Source organism: Companilactobacillus kimchii DSM 13961 = JCM 10707, assembly GCF_001435445.1.
GTDB lineage: Bacteria > Bacillota > Bacilli > Lactobacillales > Lactobacillaceae > Companilactobacillus > Companilactobacillus kimchii.
In genome coordinates, this window is sequence record NZ_AZDH01000020.1 from 42,148 (window position 1) to 66,401 (window position 24,254).

Consider the following 24,254-nt stretch of genomic DNA (forward strand, 5'->3'; position numbering starts at 1 on the left):
TTTATTCTAAAAATTCAAAAAGTTACTAAGTAGATTAATACCATCTGTAGCTATCAAAATCCATTAATATATATAAAATAATCAGGCATTAATGTATACAGCCAATACATCGATACCTGATTATTTTTATTGAAAATTTTCGTAGTTAAAGTTGTCTATTGAATGTTTTGTGGATTATTTCTATATAATGGAATTATTAAATTTACTGTTGGAGGTTTTTATGACTGACTTATTTGCAGATGGAGCTATCTCTATCCATGGAGCTCAAGAGAATAATTTAAAGGATGTCAGTTTGGATATTCCTAAGCATAGAACGACTGTTTTTGCTGGTCTTTCTGGGTCTGGTAAATCTTCTTTAGTTTTTGATACACTGGCCACTGTTTCTCGACGTGAATTGAATGAAACTTTTCCTAGCTTCACTCAACAATATTTGCCTAAATACGGTCAACCTGAAGTAAATCGCATTGACAATTTACCAGTCGCTATCGTAGTTGAACAAAAACCTATCGGTCGTAATTCTCGATCTACTTTGGCTACTTATACTGGTATCTATTCTGTTTTACGTCTGATGTTTTCAAGAATTGGGCAACCTTGGGTTGGTTATTCTGAATGGTTCTCCTTTAACCTACCTCAAGGAATGTGTCCAAAATGTCAGGGATTAGGATTTGTCGATGACGTAGATGAACGTCAATTAATTGATCCTAATAAATCACTCAACGAAGGTGCAATGACTTTTGCCGGCTTTCAACCTGGGACTTGGCGTTGGAAAGAATATGGTAACAGTGGTCTATTTGATTTAGATAAAAAGATTAAAGATTACACTGATGAAGAATACGACTTATTTATGCATGCTCCCCAACAAAAATTGAAAAATCCACCAGCAAATTGGGGCCGTACAGCACTATATGAGGGACTGGTTCCACGTATGCTTCGTTCTGTTATTCACAGTGCTTCTGGTCGGCATCATGAAGCTGCTTTGTCAAAAATTGTCACTCGTAAATCTTGTCCAGTCTGTCATGGAACACGGCTGAACAAAAAGGCTCTAACTAGTAAAATTGCTGGCAAGAATATTGCCGAAGTCAGTGATATGGATTTGGTAAGTGTTCTGAAATTCTTGAATAATATCTCAGATCCAAAAGCTAAAACAATGGTACGCGAATTGCGTAGTAAAATCCAAGCCTTGGTTGACATCGGTTTAGGATATCTTTCACTTGGTCGTGGAACTGATACTTTATCCGGTGGCGAAGCTCAACGAATTAAAATTGCTAAGTATTTGACAAGCTCTTTATCTGATTTAGTTTATGTGCTCGATGAACCAAGTGTGGGACTGCATCCTCACGATATTAAATTGATTACGCAATCCTTGAAAAAGCTTAAAGAACACGGCAATACAGTTATTCTAGTCGATCATAATCCTGCCATTATTTCCACAGCAGATTACGTTGTAGAAATGGGACCACAAGCTGGCAAAAATGGTGGTCAGGTGACTTTTACCGGCACCTACAACGAATTATTACAATCAGACACAATCACAGGTAAAATGTTGCGAGAAAAAATTACTTTCTCTCAACCTCGTGAGCCTCAATCTTGGTTAACCGTTAAACATGTAACTTCTCATAATTTAAAAGACGTGTCTGCCAAGATTCCTCAGGGTGTAATGACAGTGATATCTGGACCCGCGGGTTCTGGAAAAAGTACCTTAGTTCAAGCTTTCAAACAACAAGTTTCTGACCAAGATTACATTGATTTGAGTCAGGATTCAGTGGGTTTGAATATTCGTTCAACACCTGCAACTTACTTAAACATTCTAAATCCCCTACGAAAGCTTTTCAGTAAAGCCAATAACGGCGTTTCAACACAATTATTTAGTTATAACGGTAAAGGAGCTTGTCCTCGCTGTAAGGGCAAGGGCGTGATGATTACCGAGATGGCTTTCATGGATCCAATTGTCCAAGAATGTGAACTCTGTCATGGGAAACGTTACAGTCAAGAAGCATTGCAATACACTTATCATGGCAAAGATATTTCCGAAGTCCTAAATCTTTCAATCAACGACACACTCGACTTTTTCAAAGATGTGCCAGATATCTACAAAAAAGTTAGTCTACTCCATCAGGTTGGACTTGGTTATTTGAATCTTAGCCAATCGATGACCACTTTATCTGGTGGTGAAGTACAGCGTGTTAAGTTGGCAATGGAATTGAACCATACTGGTCGAATCTACTTCTTAGATGAACCAACAACGGGATTACATTTACAAGATACTCAACGGTTGATTGATCTATTTGAAGGATTAGTTGACAAAGGTAACACATTAATTCTGATTGAACATAATCTAAAATTAATTTCACAAGCAGATTGGCTGGTCGATATGGGACCTGATGCTGGTAAGTTCGGCGGTCAAGTTTGTTTTGAAGGTCATCCCCAAGATAGTTTAAACGACAAAAACTCTCGGACTGGTGCTGCCTTGGCGGCTACCATTTCTTAATAGATTCAAAAAGACCACTTCATTTGAAGTGATCTTTTTTATTTATCTATTCTTTGAATTTGCATTGTCATCAACATCAATTCTTCATCTGTTAATGGTTCACCAAATTTAATTTTTATATAATCCGAAACTTTCTGAGCTATTTGAAATGCCTGTTCATCCTTGCTTTTCACGATAGCAAATATCGCTGGATCAGCATTCTCAAACATATTATCAGCTATTATCCGTTCTACTAGAAATTTAATATGTACAACACATCGTTGAAAATTAGGAGCTGAATCATTAATTCCACCTTGAAATTGATACTTGATAATATTCACGATCCGACCAATGATTTGACTGGCCTTCAAAGCATCCCGGCGGTCATCACTACCATTTTCCGCATTAATGATATGAGCAGCAATATTAGAAGCTTCTTGATCCGAGAACTTGGTTCCCATTTCTTGATTCAGCAGTTTCACTGCATACGTTCCCACGGAAAACTCTTTAGAATAATAAGTCTTAATTTCCCAATAGACTTTATTCGTTATAACGATACCATGCTCTTCACGTTCCAAAGCAAATTTTAGATGATCTAACAAGGAAACGTAGAGTGCGTCGCTTAATTTTGTATTCAAACTTTCAGTAGCGTAATTAATGATTTTTTGGGCAATCTCAATTAATTTCGGAGACGATTGGGCAATTGATGTCAAAAGTTGTTCAACGTTGCCATTACTGACTGGTACGAAAACTTGATTATAAGAATCACTTTCAAGGGTCGTTCCAGTTTTCTTACCATAACCTATTCCCTTGCCTAAGAGGATAAATTCCTGATTCTGATTATTCACAGCTAAAACAACGCTTGAATTCAAAACTTTCTTAATTTTCATCCATATCCCGCCTCCTTATTTTTAATCTAAATCTTGTCCATTTGTGGCAATAACGTGTTGATACCAACTAAATGAATCTTTCTTATAACGATTCAGGGTTCCCTTACCTAAGTCGTCCTCATCCACGTAAATAAAACCATAGCGCTTTGACATTTGTGAAGTAGAGGCACTGACTAAATCGATTGGAGCCCAACTAGTGTAACCCATCAAATCAACTCCAGAATCAACTGCCTTAATCATCTCACGGAAATGTGCTTTAAAGTAGTCAATTCGATATTGATCATGAATTTTTTTGTCAGCTGTTAAAGTATCCTTAGCCCCCATACCATTTTCAACAATGAACAAAGGCTTATGATATCTATCATACAATTGTAAAAGTGAAATCCTCAAACCAATTGGATCGACAGTCCAACCCCAATCTGTTGTCTCCAAATGAGGATTCTTTCCACCGACAATAGTATTACCGGCTGTCAATTCAAGATTGTTCTCATCATAAGAGGAAACCATCGACATATAGTAACTGAATGATACAAAATCAACTGTATTATTCTTTAAAATTTTTAAGTCATCCGATTCCATTTCAATCTTAATGTGATTCTTTTTGAAGAAATCCAAAACTAAGGCTGGATATTCACCGAAAACTTGTACATCTCCAGGAAAATAATTCATCGTATTCTTATTAAATGATGCCAAGACATCTCGTGGATCTGAAGAATTAGGATAATCGGTTAATTTAGTCAGCATACATCCCACTTGACTACCGAGAATAATCTCATGACAGTCCTTGGTAACTAAGGCAGAAGCAACAAATTGATTGTGGAAAGCTTGATATCCATCTTGTAACAAATTATCTGATTTGTCAGGAATAATTCCAGCTGAAGTAAATGGATGGCGTGTGACACTATCAATTTCATTAAAGGTTAGCCAATATTTAACATCATCTTTAAATTCTTTAAAACAAGTATCACAAAATCTTCTAAACATATCGACAACACGACGATCGACCCAGCCATTATATTTAATTGCTAAATTTAATGGCATTTCATAGTGAGACAGTGTCACTAAAGGTTCAATGTTATTCTTATGCATCTCTTTGAAAACATCTTTATAGTAATCTAATCCCTTTTGATTAGGTTCAGTCTCTTCACCAGTTGGAAAAATTCTAGTCCAAGCAATCGAAATTCTTAGCGTCTTGAAGCCTAATTCACCGAATAATTTCATATCTTCCGGATAACGGTGATAAAAATCAATTCCATGACGTTTAGGATAATAGGTTGTATCGTCAGTCTTTAAAGCCTCTTGAATACTTTCTGAAGTGACACCAACTTGTTTACTGTAATCTTTTACATCCACTTTAGGTTTATATGTCGCAACGTCAGCAACTGATGGTCCTTTACCATCAACATTCCAAGCACCTTCAACTTGATTAGCAGCAATGGCGCCGCCCCATAAAAAATCTTTTCGTAATCCCATTATTAAACTCCTAACTTAGCAATATTCATAACTGGTTGAATCTCTTCATCTTCGGTTTGATTCTCAATTTCAGCATCAACTGAATAATCATTTTGATTAGTAACAATCATCATTGTAATTGGATTAAATCCAGCTTCTTTGATGGCTTCCAAATCAAACGTTTCTAGCAAGTCACCTTTTTTAACTTTTTGGTCCTTTTCTACTTTAACATCAAAATACTTACCATTTAGTTGAACTGTATCTAAACCTATATGGAACAACACTTCGGCACCTGAATTAGTCTTCATACCCAGTGCATGCTTCGTATCAAAAATCATTTCTACAGTACCATCTGCGGGAGCATAAAGCTTACCCTCACTTGGTACGACGGCAATTCCTTTACCTAATAAGCCCTGAGAAAAGACATCGTCCGGAACTTCTGATAAAGCCACTACTTTACCGGTAACTGGAGCATCTAATTCTTCAGAAACATTCTGATTAGATTTAACATCTTCTTTACTCTCATCAGTTGATACTTCATTCTTCCATAGGAACAATCCAGCAACAAACGAAACCGCAAAAGAAATTCCAAATCCAATAAAGGCCTTTATCAAATTCATAGGATCACTTTTATCAACAAACATTGGCATACTTGCTAATCCTGGTCCAACTAGTGTGAAGGCATTGATTCCAACAATACCAATATACGTACCACCGACAACACTACCAATAATTACACTTGATAAGGCTCTTTTATGTTGCAAAGTGACACCATACAATGCTGGCTCTGTGATACCAAAGAAAGCAGAAATACCAGCTGAAATAGCTGTAGATCTAAGCGTCGAATCTTTAGTTCTTAAAGCAACAGCAAAACATGTACCACTCTCAGAAATATTGTGTGCTAATGAGGCTGGTAAATAAAGCGCCTCTTTACCCATCGAACTAAATGTTGCGACAACGTATGGAATCATCGGCTTATGCATTCCTGTTGCAACCATGAATGGAAGAACTCCGGCTAATAGAGCTGTAGCAAACCAGCCAAGATGCGTATTCAAGAACAAAATAACGTTAACAAAGTATTGACCAACGACATACCCTAGAGGGCCTAAGAAAAGCAGTGTAAGTGGTGCTGTAATCAACATTGACATCATTGGTACAAAGAAAATTCTAATTGGTTTTGGAGAATATTTTGTAAAGAATTTCTCCATTACTGCATATAACAAAACACTTAAAATAGCTGGAAATACTTGTGAACTATAAGTAACATTCAAAACATGTAATCCGAAAATTTCTGTTCCCTTAGATAACATTGTTGCTATATCAGGTAAAATCAAAACACCTACAACCGATATAGCGACTAACGGATTAACGTTTAATTTCTGAGCTGCCGTAACAGCAACCAATAACGGCAATAAATAAAGTGGTGCTCCACCTATCAAGTTCAACACTTGATAAGTTTGACTCTTATCACTCATCCATCCAAACATTGCTACCAACATCAAAATAGCCTTTAAGATACCGCCACCAGCAATTGCTGGAACCAATGGTTGAAAAACGCCAATAATAAAATCTAATACAACATGTCCAATTGACTGTTTGGGTTTATTTGCTGAAGTATTCCCTTTAAAACCTTTGCCCAAAACATCCTGAACAGCATCAAACATCTCTACGACATCGTTACCAATGATAACCTGACATTGACCACCAGCAACAACTGCTCCTAACACGCCTTGAACTCTTTTAATTTTATCTAAATCCGCTTTATCAAAATCATTCAAAGTAAATCTCAATCTTGTGGAACAATGGATCAAAGTATTGATATTATCTTTTCCACCAACATACTTAACGATTTGACTTGCACTATCTTGTATAGCCATTGCGTTCACTCCTCTCAGACATAAAAAAGACAGCACCTAAAAAATCCAGATTTTACTCTGATTCTTTTAGATCCTGCCTGCTTTACCAGTTACATGTCTAATTTATTTTTCTTAACGGTTATTAATGTAAGCCCTTTCTTAAAAATTGTCAAGAAAACTTTTAAAAAAAAATCATAACTGATACCACTTGGCATTAGTTATGATTTAAATTTTTATTTATCCAAGGAATTTCATCATCTGGAGCCAGTTAAAGGCCAACTCAATCCACTTAGCTGTCCAAGAATTTAAGTATTTCTTTTTACCTGGTTTCTGAGTCACATAGGTCCCAAAAGCTAGTCCATGAATTCCGGAACCAAAAAGATGATACTCGACTGGAACGTTCAAATCATTCAATCGATCGACATACTTGATTGTATTGACGACTTTTACCAATTCATCGGTCTGCGTCTGCCAAACAAATGCCGGCTTGGATTGTGAATTCAACAGTTCCTGAGCTTTCCACAGACTCTTATCTGCGGTAATTTGATTAAGCACTTTATCATCATTAGGGAAACTACCCTTTACCGTCATATCGATGACTGGATAGCCTAGAATAACAGCTGCGTGTTCTCCTTGATACTTATCCAAATGATATTTTTGACGCAACTCGGAATTTGTTGCAACGCCGTTATAAGTAGCTACAACGTTTCCTCCAGCCGAAAATCCTGCTAAAATTATTCTCTTTTTATCAATATGACGAGCCTCTGCTTGTTCGGTAATCCAATCAATCGTTTTAGCCATTTCTTCTAATGCCGTCGGATAAACTGGTTCATTACCAATCAATTGGTACTCCAAAACTACTGCATGCATACCATAAGAGTTAAATCTTAATGCTATTGGTTCTTCCTCTCTTTGTGAATGAAAGGTAAAACCACCGCCTGGGCAAATAATCACTATCGGATAATCAACTTCTTGTCCAAAATCATCGACTTGGTCAAGCCAATACCCTTTAACCTTAAAATCGTGATCAGAGATAGTGAGATTGTATTGATTCATCTCCATATCTTCACGTTCTCCTTAACTTATTAAGCTATTTTTATATTCAAATTCATCGGATCGGTTTTCTTTGCCAACATTTTGTCGGTAAAACCAAATAGATAAACTAACATGACTGAGATTACAAGCGTACCATAATGTGAAATCAAATATCCATAGAAATTACTACCAATACCAACGCCTGGTGTGATAAAGGCCGGGAATCCAATTAAGGAACCCGATAAGGCATAGTTATTAACCTTCAAGAAACCGGTCAAAGCACCACCTAAAGCACTGGCAATACTGGAAACAATAAAGATTCGTTTGTACTTCAAATTAACACCATATAACGCGGGTTCAGTTACACCACAGAAAGCTGAAATGGCCGCAGCCAATGATACTTCCTTGAGTTTCTTATTCTTAGTCTTCAAGAAGACAGCTAATACGGCTCCTCCTTGTGCAACCATTGTGATAGAAACAATAGCATTAATATAACTATGGCCATTAGTTGCAATATCGTTGATGATAATAGGAATAAGTCCCCAATGTAGTCCAAAGATAACCATTGTTTGATAAACGCCACCAAGTACTAGACCTGAAAGTGTTGGACTGAAACTGTAAATAGCAACTAAACCGTTTGATAATCCTTTACTCAAGATAGTAATAACTGGCCCTACTCCAATAATGATTACTAAACTTAGAATTAATGCCTCAATAATTGGCACAAAAACACTTCTGAGATATAACGGTATAATTTTTTTCAAAAACTTTTCCACATATTTTCCTAACCATGCAGCTACAATAATCGGGAAAACCGAAGAAGTGTAAGAAACCAGCGTTGTGGGAATACCTAAAAAAGTCGTGCTAGCAGTACTAGCCTTACTTGCCATGGTTACAAGGCTTGGATAAATTATAATTCCACCAACAATAGCTAGCACAATCGGATCTGAACCTAATTTTTTAGCCGCAGTAAATCCTAAAACAACTGGTAAGAAGTAAAAGGTTGCATCACCGATCGCATTTAAAATAATATATGTACCACTAGTTGTGGCTAACACTTTGAAGCCAGTTAAAGCTGCTAAGATTCCTTTTAAAATACCGGCACCAGCTAGAATTCCAATAATAGGAATCATTGAAGCCGTCAAAACGCCAATAAAATTACTAATACCACTTTTAACTTTTGACCACAGATTCTGAGAATGATTGGCTTCCTTAGTAGTTTGAGCAACTGCCTCAGCCGTAGCTGAATTGTTAGCATATTCTGAGCCAATTTGCGATATAACGGCGTCATAAACATCAGTAACAGCTTGTCCAATAACAACTTGATACTGTCCACCCGCCTTGGCAACACTGATAACACCATCCATATTTTCTATCTTTTGATCATTAGCTTTGGCGTCATCTTTCAAATAAAAACGTAATCTAGTAATACAGTGGATCAAACTATTAATATTCTCTGTTCCACCAACATTCTCTACAATATCAGCTGCTAATTGATCGTACTTGCCACTACCAACTTTATTTTTCTTCTTAACAACTTCATCGATGGAAGCAACAGCCACGGTTGTACCAGCCGTGACATTCTGGTCAAAATTACTGGTCATCAATTGCTTTAAAATATCATTACTATTAGTAATTGCTAAAATAACCGTGTTTTGTTTTCCGGCATCTGCAATCATTTTTAAATTCATTTTAACAACCGTTTGACCAGCCTCGATCTGATCGCCTTGATTGATTAAAACAGTAAATGGTTCTCCCTTTAACTCAACAGTATCAATTCCCAAATGAATCAGAATATCTGCTCCATCCTGAGTTTTAATACCAAAAGCATGTTTAGTTTCTGAAACAAGCGTTACCGTTCCTGTAACTGGCGAAACAATGTCACCGTTTGTCGGTTCAATAGCAAATCCTTGTCCCATTAGTCCTTGAGAAAAGACAGGATCTTTAACTTGAGAAAGTTGTATAAGTTTCCCGTCAACAGGAGCCGCCAATGAAATCAATACTTGATTATTCATAACGTTCAGTCCTTCTTAAAAATAATTCCATTATTTGAGTACGCTTTCATTATATAGAGTGCTTTGGGGGTAGTCAATATTTATGCGAATAAATTTATTAACTAATGACGAACTTATGTCTCATTAGCTTTCTCATTGGTAGAAGTGCTTATTTTACTAATATAAAAGGATATAACAATAGTTATCTTATATTGGTATATCCTTTTATATAGCGAGATCAACATAAAACACGTCACAATTTATATCATTATTTAGATTTATTTTTTAAGAATATTAGTAAAATACATTTTTTAAATTTATTTTTAAATACTAGAATTATTTATCAACTGTCATTTTGAATATAAAACACCTAAATATCGAGGTATACTTGTGTAGTTTGTGTCCTTAATACAGGAATAAGGAGGTAGCAAGGTGAATTTAGCGTTTTTAGAAATGGTTTTATTACGTCTTACCTTAATAACCCTAGTTATTTTTATTATCACCATTATTATTTATTATTGGAAATCTAGAAAAACAAGTAATAACTATTTAGAAAATAAAAATTTTGATTTAAAGTATTTTATTCAAAAACAAGTCGACCATAATGGAAAAACTATCGGCTATGAATGTCTCTTACGTCAACAAAATACTGATGGATCATGGACTCTTCCCAAACAACTCGATTCACTACCTTTACAACGAGTTGTCTTTCTCTTGGAGGATACTTTTAAATCATTACCTACTGAAAAAATTCGTCTCTCAATTAATCTTGAATATAATCAAATAATTAGTACAGATTTTCAATATTTTGTTCGCTGGGCCATTTCTAAAATCGAGCCTATGCAACTTTCCGTTGAATACACTTCCGCTTACGGCCCTAAACATGTCAATCATTATTTATTTGAAAGCAGAATTAAAGATGCCAAAAGGTACGGTATGGAATTTAGCATTGATAACGTTGGTTCTGAAATGAAAAGTCTCAAACAAATCGAATGGATGTTGCCTTTTGTCGATTCGATTAAATGTTCCATGCGTAACTTTCGAAAAGAAGATCCTAATGCATGGCTGGATTTGAATTTACAATCATGGAATAAAATCTCTAAAGAAAATAATATTGAGTTAATTCTAATGGGAATTGAAAATGAGGACGATGAAAATTTGGCAAAGTTCTTAAAAATCAAGACCCGACAAGGATACCTCTTCGGTCATCCCGAAAATCCCAAGAAAATACGAGCAAAAACTGATGTCCAAAAAACAAAAAAATAAACAACAATTATATACTGATGAATACTTTGAAAAGGGTCATTGGCTACTGAAAATCCGTCAGACTTTAATGAGTCTAATAGGTTGGTTAGCGGTCATCATTCCAATCGTTATAACGGTAACTTCCTTCTGGGCTAGTTTTAATCCCAAGGTTCCTCATATTTGGTCCTATCCAGAAGGTATCTTAGAAATAAAATTTATTGGTGTTATTTTACTTTTCGCCTTTGTCATGTCGGGAATCTTCTCTATCAGCATGACTATTATTCAGAATCGAAAACGTCAGAGATTAGTTCAACAATGGCCCACCTTTAATCCTATCAATCAAAAGAAACGTGAAAACACAATTGATATCTTTATCGATAAACGTTTTGGCAACAAAGAATTCCGTGAAAACGTGCGAACATATAACGTCCAACCTGAACAGAACCTCGATACTGATGAAATACATAAATTATATGATGAACATCATATTAACGATTTAGATTAGGAGAGCAGCATGTATAACATTTTTATTGACCATTTGTTTGAATCCACAACTTTAGGAACAATTCTAAACATCTGTCTTCTAATTCTTTGTCTCTATCCCATTACCGGCTCATTTTTATGGTTCTTTGGGGCAATGTCTTACCGTTTCATCAAAACAGATAAAGAGGATGATGCTTGGACAACTATTCCTCCTAGCAAGCAACCAATGATAACTATAATGATTCCTGCTCACAATGAAGAAGTCATGATTGAAGAAACAATTACCTATCTTTTTGAGAATTTAAATTACAGTAATTATGAGATTTTGGTCATGAATGATGGCTCTACTGACAAAACCGAGGAAATAATCCAACGTCTTCAGGAAAAATATCCCCGTCTACGCACAATCAATATCATCAAGAATAAAGGCAAAGCACATGCCTTCAATATTGGAATGCACTTTGCGAAGGGGGAATATATCTTAAGTAACGATGCCGATACAATTCCTGAACCAGACGCTTTGATGAAATATATGAATTTCTTCATCCATGCACAAGATATGAACACTTCTGCAGTTACTGCCAATATGGATGTTCAAAACCGATCATCACTTTTAGGTAAATCACAGACAGTTGAGTTTTCCAGTATCGTTGGTGTTATCAAGCGGAGCCAAAGTTCTATCAATGATTCAATGTACGCTTACAGTGGAGCTAACACTTTATACAAAAAAGATTTTCTAATTGATGTTGGTGGTTTCCGTCAAAATCGTGCCACTGAAGATATCAGCATCGCCTGGGATCATCAAACTATCGGTGCTGTACCAAGATTTGCTCCTAACATAGTTTTTCATATGAATGTTCCTGAAACAATCCATGATCTCTATAAACAACGTAAACGCTGGGCCCAGGGTGGTACAGAAGTCTGGTTAACTAATTTAAAAAAATTTATTCTTCATCCTATTAAAAGGCGCTATCAAATGTCGATGTTTTTGGATTCAACTTTGTCGATCATTTGGTCATTCTTTTTTGTCATAACTTCATTTGCCTTCATCTTCTTAATGATTTGGTTTGCTATTCATGGAAATTACGAGCGGATCTACCATGCTTTCTCAATCTCTTTCATTTTCGTTAGTTTTGAAATAGTGGCGGGCCTACTGCAGCTTATCACTGCATTATTACTCGACCATCACGCAGCAAAACTGAAATACGTTCTATTTGCCCCACTATATATTCTTTTTTATTGGATGGTCAATCCCATCACAGTTGTTATGACCTTCATTCCAGCTATGAAAACTATTTTAGGTTTTGGCTCTGGAACTTGGGTCAGCCCCAAACGGAAAAGTTTACAGAATAAATAATTTTTTAATGCTGAGATAAAAGTAATAGTCGTTTAAAGACGTAATACAATAGGTTCATTCTGATTAGAATTTCAACTCAAAAGAACAGCTTCCATTAAGTATTCAAGACATATGTTATGTATTTGAATATCTCTTAATAGAAGCTGTTCTTATTTAATTATTTATATTTTACGATACGCTCCCTAAAAAGAGTCAATATTGGACTTTTAGTCATGAAACATTTATCATAACTAGGAAATTTCAATGATTCTAAAGGAGTATTACTTATATGAAACGGAAATCATGGATATGGCTATTGATCTTAGCCTCAGTCGTATTAGTAATCACTAAGAATCCTAAACTGATACCCCAAGTTAAGGAGCAAGTTCATGAAACTAACATTAAACTTCAGCCTTATCTTTACTCCTTACAGGCGTCTGTCGATCGTAAATTAAGTGGCAAGACCAAAACTACCGATAATAAACAGGTCGGTAAAACTACTACTCCTATTGAAAGTCCCTTAAAAAATGTGACAACCTCGGATACTTACTACTTTCACTTTAAAAAGAATGTTCCCCAATCAGTTCGTGATGTGTTCACTACTGCTGTTAATACCTATAATGATACCGGTATTGTTCGTTTAATTCCGGGAAGTGCTGAAACTAATAAGAATAGCATTACCTTCTTTATTTATCACAAAAAAATAGAAAACATTGCTTCTAATACCGTTGAATTGGGAAACGGCGGTCCTTCAGCATTAGTGATCAATCACTACGCTATCAATAGCGGCCAAGCTGGACTGAATCTAGATTATCCTAACTTATCTGTTAAAGAATCAGTTGCACTTCATGAACTAGGTCACGCTTTAGGTTTAGCCCATAGTTCAGATACCAATTCAATCATGTATCCCATTGATCAAGGTGTCACAACCTTATCTAAAGGAGATATCGAAGGTCTAGAAAATATCTATAATCAATAAAAATTCCACTAACTCATTTAGAATTAGTGGAATTTTTTTACGCTTTTTTCTCTCTAATACCTTTGATCCAACGTGGTGAATAGCCGAACTCTAAAGATATTTCTTGGTTCGTCATATTGTCTAATTTGCCTTCATGAATAGCCTCTTTCAAGGCAACTCGATCATACATTTTCATAGGCAACTGCAACTGTGTCCCCCTAAATAGCTCATATATCTTCAATAAGTTATCTTCTCCAACTATGTCATACAAAGCTTTATACGTCGGATGTAACATATCATAATTTAATTTGCTGCGCATTTGCACTCCCTCCACAACGATATTTTTTTCTAACATCATTAAAATATCAAAAAATGCACAGCACTAAAAATACATTATACATGTAAGACTACATGCACAATTTACTGTGCTTTTAAAGTGAAAGTAACGTTATATCCAACATTTTATCAAAGCTATCCCGCGCTGACATTAGCTTATTGTTAAATTGACCATTTTCTATGTGAATAATTTCTCCAATAATTAAATTATGTAACATTCTAGAAATTATTAGTTGTACTTTTTGATCCTCAATGAGAGGATTAAGTAATTTTATCAAGATTTCATGAATCACTAAAAGTCTATTATCCAAAACTTTATCCTGTAATCTATCCGCAGGAATAACTAAAATTTGTTGAGCCACCAAAAAATGACTCAACGCAAATTGAACACTAACATTAGCAAAAGACTTTATCGCCTGTTTTCCAGATAATCCTAAAAGATCGATCTGCAGACGCTGTGTCAATTGATCATAAAAATTATCCACCACAGCAACTTTTAATGTCAATACATCTGGAAAATAATTATAGATAGCCTGTGAACGTGTCCCTAATATTTTACTTAATTTTGTAAAGGTCAATTTTTCCTGATCATTTATAATTTCAATCGCCGCAGCGACAATTTTTTCTCTTGATAAAGTACGTGAAGTCAAATTTTGCCTCCTACTTAAAATCTACAAAGTATAAAGCATTATCAATATTAATTTTAATTAACTTCAATAAATTCTACAATTAAGAACCATTATTATTTTATCGTTCTTTTTCTAATTTTAATTCCAGATATCTAATTTCTCATTCTTATAAAAATAATCATGATCATGCTGGCCAATTGGTCTCAATACTTTACAAGGTGTCCCTACTGCTACAACATCTGCCGGCAAATCCTTTGTTATAGTACTGCCTGCACCGACAACTGTATCATCACCGATAGTTACGCCAGGTAGAACAGTTACATTTGCACCTAGCCAAACATTTTTACCAATGTGGACTGATTTATTGAATTGATAATGTTCATTAGCTCGCAATGGTGGGTAAATCGGATGTCCCGCAGTTGCAATTGTCACATTAGGACCGAACATCGTATTATCTCCTACAAAGATTTCTCCATCATCGACTAGAGTCAGATTAAAATTGGCATAAATACCACTACCAAAATGAACATGTTGTCCACCCCAGTTTGCATAAAATGGAATTTCAATCATACAGTTTGTTCCCATCTCAGCAAACATTTCTTTTAATTGATGCGTACGCCCTTCAAAGTCACTTCTCTTTAAGGCGTTATAAGCATCATTCTTTTCTTGCGCAATAATCTGTTGTTGCATCAATTCTGGTTCATCGGGGTTATAAACTTTCCCCTGTTGCATACGTTCTATATTTGTCATTTGTCTCCTCACATTTGTAAGCGATTACTCCGATTATAACAAAAAAAGGCTTTATATTTACAAAGCCCTGCGATTTAAGTGTTCACGTCTGAAAAGATACAACAGAATAATGATAACCAAAATAATCAAAATAAGTGCCGTTAACATGATACTGTGAATTCCTTGGAAAAAAATTTGTCTCATTTCAGGAATCAAATGTTGTGGTAAGTATTTGGCATCAGCGGCATTACTCAATTTATTCATCATTGCCATCGTTATACTACCATGACTCTCTCTAACTCCGCGCATCAAAGCAATGTTCAAAATAACCCCATAGATTGAAGACATGAAAGTTTGACTCAAGATTCTGACCAAGTAAGCAAATGAAGTTGAGATCGGTACATCTCTTGATTCAACATCAAATTGAACAGCAATCAATAAAGCATTGAAACAAATACCTACACCAAATCCTTCAAAAACACCCATGATCAATAGAAAAGTATAACTAGCAGTTTGTTTTGCAAAATACAATCCAGCAAACGAAATCAAGAATGCAATTGCCCCGATACCTATGATCGAGTAACGACTAATTTTTCGCTGAATCAGAGGTTCTAACTCAGAACCAATGAAGTTAGCAATTGCTCCGGGAATTTGTGTCATACCACCTATTAGAGCGCTCAGACCCATAATCCCCTGTGCCCACATTGGAATATAGATATTGAAGGCTACGAATGAACCCCACAATAAAGCGAACAGAATCAAATCGATTACTAATTTTTCATTTTTAAATAATCGGTTAGGTACGATTGGATCGTCAACTCGGTTCTCAACTCGTGACATCCACAATATCAACAGTAGTCCCACAATGATGAACCCTAGTGTAACAAAAATTGAGGAAACACCCAACAATTGAATACCTACTAAGATTGAAGATAACCCTAGAACCATCAAGATGGCACCATGATAATCAACTTTGGCATGATTGAGATTCTCTTTGACCTTAAAGAAGAAAGCGATAATGATGATAGAAAGCAGTGCTAAAGGCAAATTAATGTAGAATACCCAATGCCAGCTGAAGGTGTCAACGATCCAACCACCGATTAAAGGCCCAATAATTGATGTTCCACTGAAACCAGCTGAAGCAATTCCAATAACTTGCGAACGACGTTTAATGTTCTTAAAAATTTGTGAATAGATAATGAAAGGAATCGTGTTCATCCCTCCGGCACCAATTCCCATAACACTTCTAGCGGTAATGAACCAAATAATATTAGGAGCCAATCCTTGGAATAACGCTCCAATCATGAAGACAATCGTCGCTGTGATATAAGCAACCTTATTTCCGCGTTTCTCACCAAATTTACTCCATAACGGTGTTGAAACGGCCATCCCCAAAAGGAAAATAGCAACGATCCAACCCATATATTGAATACCATGCAAGTCACTGATGATTGCTGGCAAGGCGGTATTAATAATAGTTGCGTCAAGTCCAGCCATCATATTCGACAAAACTAATGCGAACGTAACTAGAATTTTTCTATTCCTACTCATATCCTTACTTCTTTCCCCTACAAATTACATAAAAAATAAGACCCACACAGAGTGCAATGTCTTATTTCCATAGCGTATAAATATGATATTTACTGAAAATAATTATCTATCTTTCAATTATAGACTTAATCATTTAAACGTACAAATTGTAATGGTATAATTTTAAAAAGAACATATGTTTGCACAATTTTAGAGAGGAGTTTAGCGATGACTAAGGAAAGAACTTATATGGCAATCGATTTGAAATCTTTCTATGCTTCGGTCGAATGCATTGCACATGATTTAAATCCTTTAAATGATAATCTAGTCGTTGCTGACAACTCACGAACTGACAAAACTATCTGTTTAGCTGTCTCTCCAGCCCTCAAGAAGTTTGGCGTACCGGGACGTCCCAGATTATTTCAAGTTGAAAGAATCGTCTACAAACTTAATCGGGAAAAAATGAATAGTGCTCCCCATCACCGTTTAACTAGATATTCATCCATCGATCGCCAACATTTATTGAAATCACCAACCCTCAAAATTGGCTATAAAGTGGTCAAGCCACGAATGAATTTTTACATGCACAAGAGTGCTGAAATTTACGGTATTTATTTGCGTTTCATCGAGGCCAAAAATATCCACGTCTACTCAATCGATGAAGTTCTAATGGACGTTACCGATTATTTAGAGAAACATGATATTACTGCTCACACTTTAGCCAAAACTATTATCCAGCAGATTCAAGCTGAAACTGGCATCACAGCTACAGCCGGTATCGGGACTAACCTCTATTTAGCCAAAGTAGCGATGGATATTGTTGCTAAACACATCCCTGCTGACCAAGATGGCGTCCGGATTGCGCAAATGAATGAACATCAATATCGTCAATTACTTTGGGCTCATCAACCGCTAACCGATTTTTGGCGTATCGGTCGTGGTTACTCTAAACGTTTAGAAAAACTAGGTTTGAATACAATGGGTGATATTGCCCGCTGCTCCTTGGGCAGTTTATCAGATAACATAAATGAAGAAATCCTTTATCATGAATTCGGAAAGAACGCTGAACTATTGATTGACCATGCTTGGGGTCACGAAACAGCCACACTTGCTGATATTAAAAATTATCGATCTGACAATCATGGATTCTATTCCAGTCAGGTTTTGATGAAACCAACCTCTTATGATGATGGCTTAAAAATTGTTCGTGGCATGAGTGATAATCTGGCTCTCGATTTGGTACAAAAAAAATTGGTAACTAACTGTGTTGGTTTAATCGTCGATTACGATATTAAAAGTTTGCAGATTGATAACAGTTTTAATGGCGAATTAGTTGATGATTACTATGGTCGCAAAACTCCTAAACCAGCCCACAATCATATTAAAATGTCCGCCTTCACTTCTTCATCTAATGAACTACGGCAGACCTTCAAAAAGCTTTATGAAGACAATATCAACAGTAAGTTGTTAATTCGACGTGTCACTCTCACTGCTAATAATTTAACCGATGAAAAATTGGCTCAGCAACAAATAACTTTTAAACAGACTGATTTGTTTTCCAATACTTCAAAGGAAATTATTCAAGATCAACATTCTCAGATTGAACGTAATCGTGACCGCAAAATTCAGGAAACCATTCTCGATTTACAAAAGAGATTTGGCAGTCGCAATATTGTCTTAAAAGCTTCTGATTTGGTAGAAGGCTCAACCACAATTGAAAGAAATAATCAGATTGGAGGGCATCACGCATAATGGACGAAAAGAAGTTAATTGAGCGACAAATATTTAACGACACCTCAGCATATCAAGATATTATGGATTTACCCTACACTTCTTCTAAACGCCATTTACCAATGGAACAAATCGACCGTGCCGCACAATTTGCACCCTTTGGAGCTTTGGAAGGTTTCAGCAGTCTCATTAAAGATAAAACTAAAGATTATACTCGCAAAAAGTATTCTACAGCAGCTGAGGAAAAACGTATTACGCATCAATTAAAATATTTAGAGACACACCCTTTAAAAGTGGATGTGAATTACTTTAATGACGAATCTGGTTATTATGAACATCTCAAAGGATACTTTCAAAAAATCGAACCACAAAAAGGCCGAGTGACTTTTAATGAAACTTCCATTGTTATCGTTAATATTCGTGCTATTAAATTAGTGCAGTAAAAAACCTCAACCAAATTGGCTGAGGTTTCTTTTACTCTTCTTTCTGTTCTGTTAAGGTACCATCTCGCATAACGAATACCCGATCAGTTAGTGTTAATAAACGTGTATCATGGGTAATCATAATTACGCCACGATGATATTCATGAGCAATTTTGGCTAATAAGCTTACAACTTGGTTAGCTCTCTCTGAATCCAAGCTGGCCGTTGGTTCATCGGCAAGAATCACATCAGGATTGTTATACAATGCTCTAGCAATCGCAGCACGTTGACGTTCACCACCAGATAAATTACTAGGATAGTTAGTTGCCACATCAGTTAGATCTAACATTTTTAACAAATCAGCCTGATTCATTGTCTCCCTATGACTGGGTGTAAACTTATCAACTAATTTGAACTGCTCTTTAACCGTCAAAAACGGAATCAAGTTTGATGCCTGTAAGATGAAGCCAAATTTATTAAAGCGTAAGTCGGTTTTCTTCTTAGCACTCAATTTAGTAACATCTTTTCCACCGACATAAATTTCGCCAGAAGATGGTGTCTGTAAAAGCCCTAAAATAGTCAATAACGTCGTCTTACCAGAACCAGAGGGTCCGATAATAGCGTTAAATTCTCCTTTATCGAGGGTAAAATTAGTTTTATGTAATGCTTCGACTAGAGTTCGACCTGAACCATATTGTTTAACTACATCTTTAACTTCAATTAAATGCATAAGTTTAACCCCCTTCGATAGCAGATAATGGATCGATTTTTAAAACTTTGCGCATTGATAAGGTTCCACCCAATAGCGCCATAACCATAATTGCTAAGGTCAATAATCCATATGCCGGCCAATTACTGTAAAACGGCACTGTCTTTGGTAATCCCAATTGAGTTGCTGCAATCGCTACTAAGGCCAAGCCAGCTCCAAGTGCGGTTAAAATCATGATCTGGTAGAATAACGCCGCTACAATCCTAGCTGTTCTGATACCTTGGGCCCTCATGACACCGTAGAGACTGATCTTTTGGATCGTTATAATATACATGAAAACTCCAATGATTAAAAAGGTAATAACAATCATTGCACCTATCATAAAGGCGAAGACCATGATTTGAGCTGTGTAACCCGGAATGTGATTGATTAAATCGGGAATTGTGATTTGTGACAATCCGGATTTCTTGATTTTAGTCTTATCACGAATAACTAGGGCACTGATATTCTTTGCTTGATCCGAACCGTACTTCAAAGTTCTAAAAGTATTCATGTTGGTAAAGATGATTGGTACCGTGAAGAAACTATTATCCTCGGTCAAACCAACAACCTTATAAAGATCTTTACTACCGTTAATTTTTATCTCAGAATTGAGCTTGATATTATCATTACCCAATTTTGAATCAGCGATGACCTCTTTACCATTCTTCGGCATTCGACCAGCCGTCAATTTAGGACTGATAAAACTATTCCAGTTAACACCGAAAATATTAGTATTAATTTTTTTATCTGAACCTTTAAGCTTTGTAACGACGGTCATTTGACCAACCGGCACAACGTCTTTACTCTCGTAGTCCTTATAAGAACTCTCAGGAATATTCGACACTGTTAAACTCTTATTAGAATAACTTGAAACGACTACAGATTCAGCGTTCCATTGATCGACTGCTGTGCGATTTCCCCTTGCCAAACCTACAGCTAAACTGGTTAAAAAGAAAACCATATAACTGATTAGAAAAACTGTAAAAACAACTAAGAAGTATCTTGTTTTATTGTGGAGGATTTCCTTTATCGCTAGAAACATATTCTCACCACCATTTCATTTAATTAACGTCTGATAAACGAAATTACAACACAATTACATCTCATCTATTTATAGATTACTTAACGTTGGTGCAATCCTACCACTACAAAGTTTCGAACACAATTTATTTAATTTATGAATAAAACAACTTATTTGCCTTAAAACAAGTTCTTATATTAGAATTATCAATTAAAGCACTTCCATTAGAAAGGTAATTAGACAATGAGTAAACCAGAGAAAAAGGTTTCTGTTTCAAAATTAAGTAAACAATCGCAACAAAAATTAGAAGAGATTCGTCAAAAACATCATCTTAAATCCGTAGATGAAGCGGTTGAATATATGTTAGATTTCACAAAAGAAAAGAAATAGATCTCACAGTTGTGAGATCTATTTCTTTAGAGCATCTATAATCAAGCTTTCCATTTTTTCAGGTTTTGTAATTGGAGCAAATCGTTTCAACAAAATACCCTCTTTATTGATTAGAAATTTAGTGAAATTCCACTTAATTCGGCCCTTTCCTGATTGGTCTTTTAAGTAAGTAAAGAGTGGATCTTCGTCAAGACCGTTTACAATGACCTTACGAGTCATGGGAAAAGTAACCCCATAATGCATTTGACAGAAGTCGCTCGTTTCTTCATCACTATCAAGTTCCTGGTGAAACTGATTAGAGGGCAATCCTAGAACCTCAAGTCCCTGGTCTCGATACTTATTATAAAGTTTCTCAATGGATTCAAGCTGAGGAGCTAAGCCACATTTGCTTGCGGTATTAACGATTAATAGAACCTTACCTTGATAATCCCTGAAATTAATAATTCCACCATTCATCTCAGTTTCCTTAAAATTATAAATTGGCTCCATTGCTCTACCGCCTTTCTTAGTTTCAATTTTCACTATATTATACTAGAAAGAAAGTTAAGGAGACAAAGTTAGCAACTAATTTATTGGAATTGTTACTTTTGAATTATTTCTGTAACAATGCTTTCTAATTTAGTTACTTTTTCTTTTCCATGACGGTATCAATTCTATGAATTATATAAACTAGAACGATTGCAATAACTAGCAATATTAATGCCGTTAAATATGCAAAATGCATACCACTTAAAAACCAGTTTGGATGAGCCGTTGGATAATAAGCAATCTGCTTATTGGCTTTCAAACTCATACCATAATAAAGACTAGTCGTCGCTATACTGACCCCGATACCCATACCCAGATTTCTAAATAAGGCAGCCAGACTACCAGCAATTCCCTGATATTCTTGAGGCGCATAGCCCATAATCATTGGATTATTCTGAAATCCACCATTACCAATTCCAAGGAACAGCAACATGAATGTGAAGACTATTAAGCTGTCTGTTTTTGAGACCTGCATCAAAAATATAATGGGAATGGCATAGATGAACAAGTTAACGATTGAGACACTAGCGGCGTTATATTTATCCGTAAAGTAACCTGCAATCGGTGCAGCAATTACGTTAGCAAATGGAATTGCCATCATAATCAAACCGGTTAGTGAGGTACTTAATGATCTAAAGTCAGTTAAGTAAAACGGCATTATAACGTTGGCATAATAACCGACTGAAAAGACTATCAAGGCACTAACTAGACTTAAAGTTAAACGAGATATCTTAAAAATTTTGAAATTTATCAACGGTGATTTAATATGCTTCTCAGCATAGAAGAAACCAATCCAGAATATCAAGCTAACTATAAAGGTCAGTATAACGGCTCGATTGCCGAAACCAATATCCTGTCCCATAAAAATACTGACAAAGAAACTAGCTATTGCAACGGCATAGGTTATTAGACCAATCCAATCATAAGATATTTCTTTAACTCTACGGTTCTCCTTAGGAAACATGAAACGACCATAGATATAAACAATAATTCCAATTGGAATATTGATAATGAAAATCCAGTGCCAAGATAAAACACTTAATATCAAGCCACCTAAACCAGGTCCTGAAATATTTCCTAATTGAGCAATGATACTGTTGATACCATAGGCTCGGCCACGCTGACTCATTGGAAAAATCATTGCGATAATACCAATATTAGTGGCCATACTCATACTAGCTCCAAGTCCTTGAACAATTCGTCCAAATAACAATATGTACAACGATGGACTCATAGCACAAATTAATGAGCCAATCGTAAAGAAAATAGTCCCCGTTTGAAAGATTTTAATGTATCCGATTTGATCGGCCATTCTGCCCCAGAATAGCAATAACATACAGATCATAATCAGATAGACCGACACAATCCATTCGGCCCGATTCATTGGTACATGTAAATCTTTAGTTAAATTAGGTATCGCCACATTAACGATACTGGCATCAAGCAATTGCATGAACGACATGAAACTGGTCGCAAACAGTGTCAAAATATTATGTTTGCTTTTCATAATTAAGCCTCTCTCACTAAAAATACACTATTAATAGTAGACTTCTTTTAATGTAGCTGGCAACCAAAACATTATACTCATTCATATTTCGATACAAAAATAAGGCTATGTAATGACTCTTTCAACGAAAAGTCCATTACATAACCTTATTTAAATATCGGTAACCTTAATGCCAGCCTGCTTCAAAATTTTGCTTTCAATTCCATGTTCGAGCTCTTTATCATGATGAATTGGTACTGGTAGCGTCACATTGGTATTGGGATTATACATTTTTAAGTGCGATCCATTCTGTGACTTTTTAACAAAACCATGTTGTCGTAGTATTTTCACGATCTTTTGGGGTTTCATTGCCATATTATTACCCCCTCTCATATATCATTGTACACAATATCGGTCCAGTTCAAAAACAATAGACTCGACAATATAAAAACACAAAGTCATCAACTAGACTTTGTGTTTTTTATATTAACTATTTTTATTGATCTTCTTTTTTCTTAAATACTTTTTTGAACATGACTACAATTAATGCTAATAGTGCACCTCCAATTGAAATAACACCTGCAGTTTTTTCACCGGCTTTAGGTAACATTCCAGTTTTATTAGATTTTTCGGCCACATTTTGACCATCAGCATTGCTAGATTTCACAATACTTCCGCTACCAATTACTTGGCCATTGGATGATAGACCGTTTCTATTTGAAAGACTTTCATTTTGTAATCCTCCACTAGAGCCAATACCACCAGATCCAACTGAACTTCCAAACCCACCATTACTAGTTTGTCCGCTGCTATTGTTACCAGCATTACCATCCATGTTGCCACTGTTGCTGTTATTTCCGTCGCCACTACCTGTATTGCCGCCGTTGTTGTTATTTCCGTCGCCACCACCTGTGTTGCCGCCGTTGTTATTATTTCCGTCGCCGCCACCTGTGTTGCCGCCGTTGTTGTTATTTCCGTCGCCGCC

23 protein-coding genes are annotated in these 24,254 nt (G+C 35.8%); 8 read left to right on the top strand and 15 right to left on the bottom strand.

Going from position 1 to position 24,254, the window contains the following annotated elements; translation table 11 throughout:
* Positions 1 to 220: 220 nt before the first annotated feature.
* Complete coding sequence (locus tag FC97_RS10495) at positions 221 to 2,488, top strand: ATP-binding cassette domain-containing protein (protein WP_054643805.1); 2,268 nt, start codon at positions 221 to 223, stop codon at positions 2,486 to 2,488.
* Between the two features lie 38 nt (positions 2,489 to 2,526).
* On the opposite strand, the gene FC97_RS10500 is transcribed toward FC97_RS10495, so the two are convergent.
* The 5 genes from FC97_RS10500 to FC97_RS10520 form a co-directional block, all read right to left on the bottom strand.
* Positions 2,527 to 3,357: a PRD domain-containing protein gene (locus FC97_RS10500; protein ID WP_056968201.1), complete on the bottom strand. Its 831-nt coding sequence runs from the start codon at positions 3,355 to 3,357 to the stop codon at positions 2,527 to 2,529.
* Positions 3,358 to 3,378: 21 nt separating this feature from the next.
* Positions 3,379 to 4,830, bottom strand: coding sequence for a glycoside hydrolase family 1 protein (locus FC97_RS10505; protein ID WP_054643803.1), 1,452 nt, complete (start codon positions 4,828 to 4,830; stop codon positions 3,379 to 3,381).
* A 2-nt stretch (positions 4,831 to 4,832) separates the two neighbouring features.
* A complete protein-coding gene (locus tag FC97_RS10510; protein WP_054643802.1) occupies positions 4,833 to 6,686 on the bottom strand; it encodes a PTS beta-glucoside transporter subunit IIBCA in 1,854 nt (617 codons plus the stop codon).
* Positions 6,687 to 6,902: 216 nt separating this feature from the next.
* Complete coding sequence (locus FC97_RS10515) at positions 6,903 to 7,727, bottom strand: alpha/beta hydrolase (RefSeq protein WP_054643801.1); 825 nt, start codon at positions 7,725 to 7,727, stop codon at positions 6,903 to 6,905.
* 23 nt (positions 7,728 to 7,750) lie between these two features.
* Positions 7,751 to 9,715: a PTS sugar transporter subunit IIABC gene (locus tag FC97_RS10520; RefSeq protein WP_056968203.1), complete on the bottom strand. Its 1,965-nt coding sequence runs from the start codon at positions 9,713 to 9,715 to the stop codon at positions 7,751 to 7,753.
* 411 nt (positions 9,716 to 10,126) lie between these two features.
* Here FC97_RS10520 and FC97_RS10525 point away from each other — a divergent pair, with 411 nt between their 5' ends.
* The 4 genes from FC97_RS10525 (at position 10,127) to FC97_RS10540 (ending at position 13,737) form a co-directional block, all read left to right on the top strand.
* On the top strand, positions 10,127 to 10,960 hold the full coding sequence (locus tag FC97_RS10525) for an EAL domain-containing protein (protein ID WP_054643800.1): 834 nt from the start codon (positions 10,127 to 10,129) through the stop codon (positions 10,958 to 10,960).
* Positions 10,938 to 11,444 carry a hypothetical protein gene (locus FC97_RS10530; protein WP_054643799.1) on the top strand — a complete coding sequence of 169 codons (507 nt, stop codon included), beginning with the start codon at positions 10,938 to 10,940 and terminating at the stop codon, positions 11,442 to 11,444. Before FC97_RS10525 ends, FC97_RS10530 begins: the two co-directional genes overlap by 23 nt.
* 9 nt (positions 11,445 to 11,453) lie before the next feature.
* Positions 11,454 to 12,779: a glycosyltransferase family 2 protein gene (locus tag FC97_RS10535; protein WP_054643798.1), complete on the top strand. Its 1,326-nt coding sequence runs from the start codon at positions 11,454 to 11,456 to the stop codon at positions 12,777 to 12,779.
* Positions 12,780 to 13,047: 268 nt separating this feature from the next.
* The gene (locus FC97_RS10540; RefSeq protein ID WP_054643797.1) at positions 13,048 to 13,737 is read left to right on the top strand and encodes a M57 family metalloprotease; all 690 of its coding nucleotides are present in this window, start codon (positions 13,048 to 13,050) and stop codon (positions 13,735 to 13,737) included.
* Positions 13,738 to 13,774: 37 nt separating this feature from the next.
* Here FC97_RS10540 and FC97_RS10545 read toward each other — a convergent pair whose 3' ends face one another.
* The 4 genes from FC97_RS10545 to FC97_RS10560 form a co-directional block, all read right to left on the bottom strand.
* Entirely contained in the window at positions 13,775 to 14,035 is a 261-nt protein-coding gene (locus tag FC97_RS10545) for a hypothetical protein (RefSeq protein WP_054643796.1), read from the bottom strand.
* Between the two features lie 112 nt (positions 14,036 to 14,147).
* Positions 14,148 to 14,702: a TetR/AcrR family transcriptional regulator gene (locus FC97_RS10550; RefSeq protein ID WP_054643795.1), complete on the bottom strand. Its 555-nt coding sequence runs from the start codon at positions 14,700 to 14,702 to the stop codon at positions 14,148 to 14,150.
* Positions 14,703 to 14,819: 117 nt separating this feature from the next.
* Entirely contained in the window at positions 14,820 to 15,431 is a 612-nt protein-coding gene (locus tag FC97_RS10555; protein ID WP_054643794.1) for a sugar O-acetyltransferase, read from the bottom strand.
* Positions 15,432 to 15,488: 57 nt separating this feature from the next.
* Complete coding sequence (locus FC97_RS10560; RefSeq protein ID WP_056968204.1) at positions 15,489 to 16,961, bottom strand: MFS transporter; 1,473 nt, start codon at positions 16,959 to 16,961, stop codon at positions 15,489 to 15,491.
* Between the two features lie 207 nt (positions 16,962 to 17,168).
* Between FC97_RS10560 and FC97_RS10565 the strand changes: the two genes are divergently transcribed.
* Both FC97_RS10565 and FC97_RS10570 read left to right on the top strand, forming a co-directional pair.
* Positions 17,169 to 18,692, top strand: coding sequence for a Y-family DNA polymerase (locus FC97_RS10565; protein ID WP_054643793.1), 1,524 nt, complete (start codon positions 17,169 to 17,171; stop codon positions 18,690 to 18,692).
* Positions 18,692 to 19,114 carry a hypothetical protein gene (locus FC97_RS10570; protein ID WP_054643792.1) on the top strand — a complete coding sequence of 141 codons (423 nt, stop codon included), beginning with the start codon at positions 18,692 to 18,694 and terminating at the stop codon, positions 19,112 to 19,114. The genes FC97_RS10565 and FC97_RS10570 overlap by 1 nt, the downstream gene beginning before the upstream one ends.
* Before the next feature lie 31 nt (positions 19,115 to 19,145).
* On the opposite strand, the gene FC97_RS10575 is transcribed toward FC97_RS10570, so the two are convergent.
* A complete protein-coding gene (locus FC97_RS10575; RefSeq protein ID WP_054643791.1) occupies positions 19,146 to 19,823 on the bottom strand; it encodes an ABC transporter ATP-binding protein in 678 nt (225 codons plus the stop codon).
* Positions 19,824 to 19,827: 4 nt separating this feature from the next.
* Positions 19,828 to 20,886 carry an ABC transporter permease gene (locus tag FC97_RS10580; RefSeq protein WP_054643790.1) on the bottom strand — a complete coding sequence of 353 codons (1,059 nt, stop codon included), beginning with the start codon at positions 20,884 to 20,886 and terminating at the stop codon, positions 19,828 to 19,830.
* Positions 20,887 to 21,108: 222 nt separating this feature from the next.
* Between FC97_RS10580 and FC97_RS13435 the strand changes: the two genes are divergently transcribed.
* Positions 21,109 to 21,255: a hypothetical protein gene (locus tag FC97_RS13435; RefSeq protein WP_156314124.1), complete on the top strand. Its 147-nt coding sequence runs from the start codon at positions 21,109 to 21,111 to the stop codon at positions 21,253 to 21,255.
* A gap of 18 nt (positions 21,256 to 21,273) precedes the next feature.
* On the opposite strand, the gene FC97_RS10585 is transcribed toward FC97_RS13435, so the two are convergent.
* The 4 genes from FC97_RS10585 to FC97_RS10600 form a co-directional block, all read right to left on the bottom strand.
* The gene (locus FC97_RS10585) at positions 21,274 to 21,744 is read right to left on the bottom strand and encodes a glutathione peroxidase (RefSeq protein ID WP_054643789.1); all 471 of its coding nucleotides are present in this window, start codon (positions 21,742 to 21,744) and stop codon (positions 21,274 to 21,276) included.
* Positions 21,745 to 21,877: 133 nt separating this feature from the next.
* Entirely contained in the window at positions 21,878 to 23,290 is a 1,413-nt protein-coding gene (locus FC97_RS10590; RefSeq protein ID WP_056968206.1) for an MFS transporter, read from the bottom strand.
* Between the two features lie 150 nt (positions 23,291 to 23,440).
* Positions 23,441 to 23,644: a type II toxin-antitoxin system HicA family toxin gene (locus tag FC97_RS10595; RefSeq protein ID WP_054643788.1), complete on the bottom strand. Its 204-nt coding sequence runs from the start codon at positions 23,642 to 23,644 to the stop codon at positions 23,441 to 23,443.
* Between the two features lie 121 nt (positions 23,645 to 23,765).
* The coding region (locus FC97_RS10600) for an LPXTG cell wall anchor domain-containing protein (protein WP_200958249.1) at positions 23,766 to 24,254 on the bottom strand (489 nt) is incomplete at its 5' end.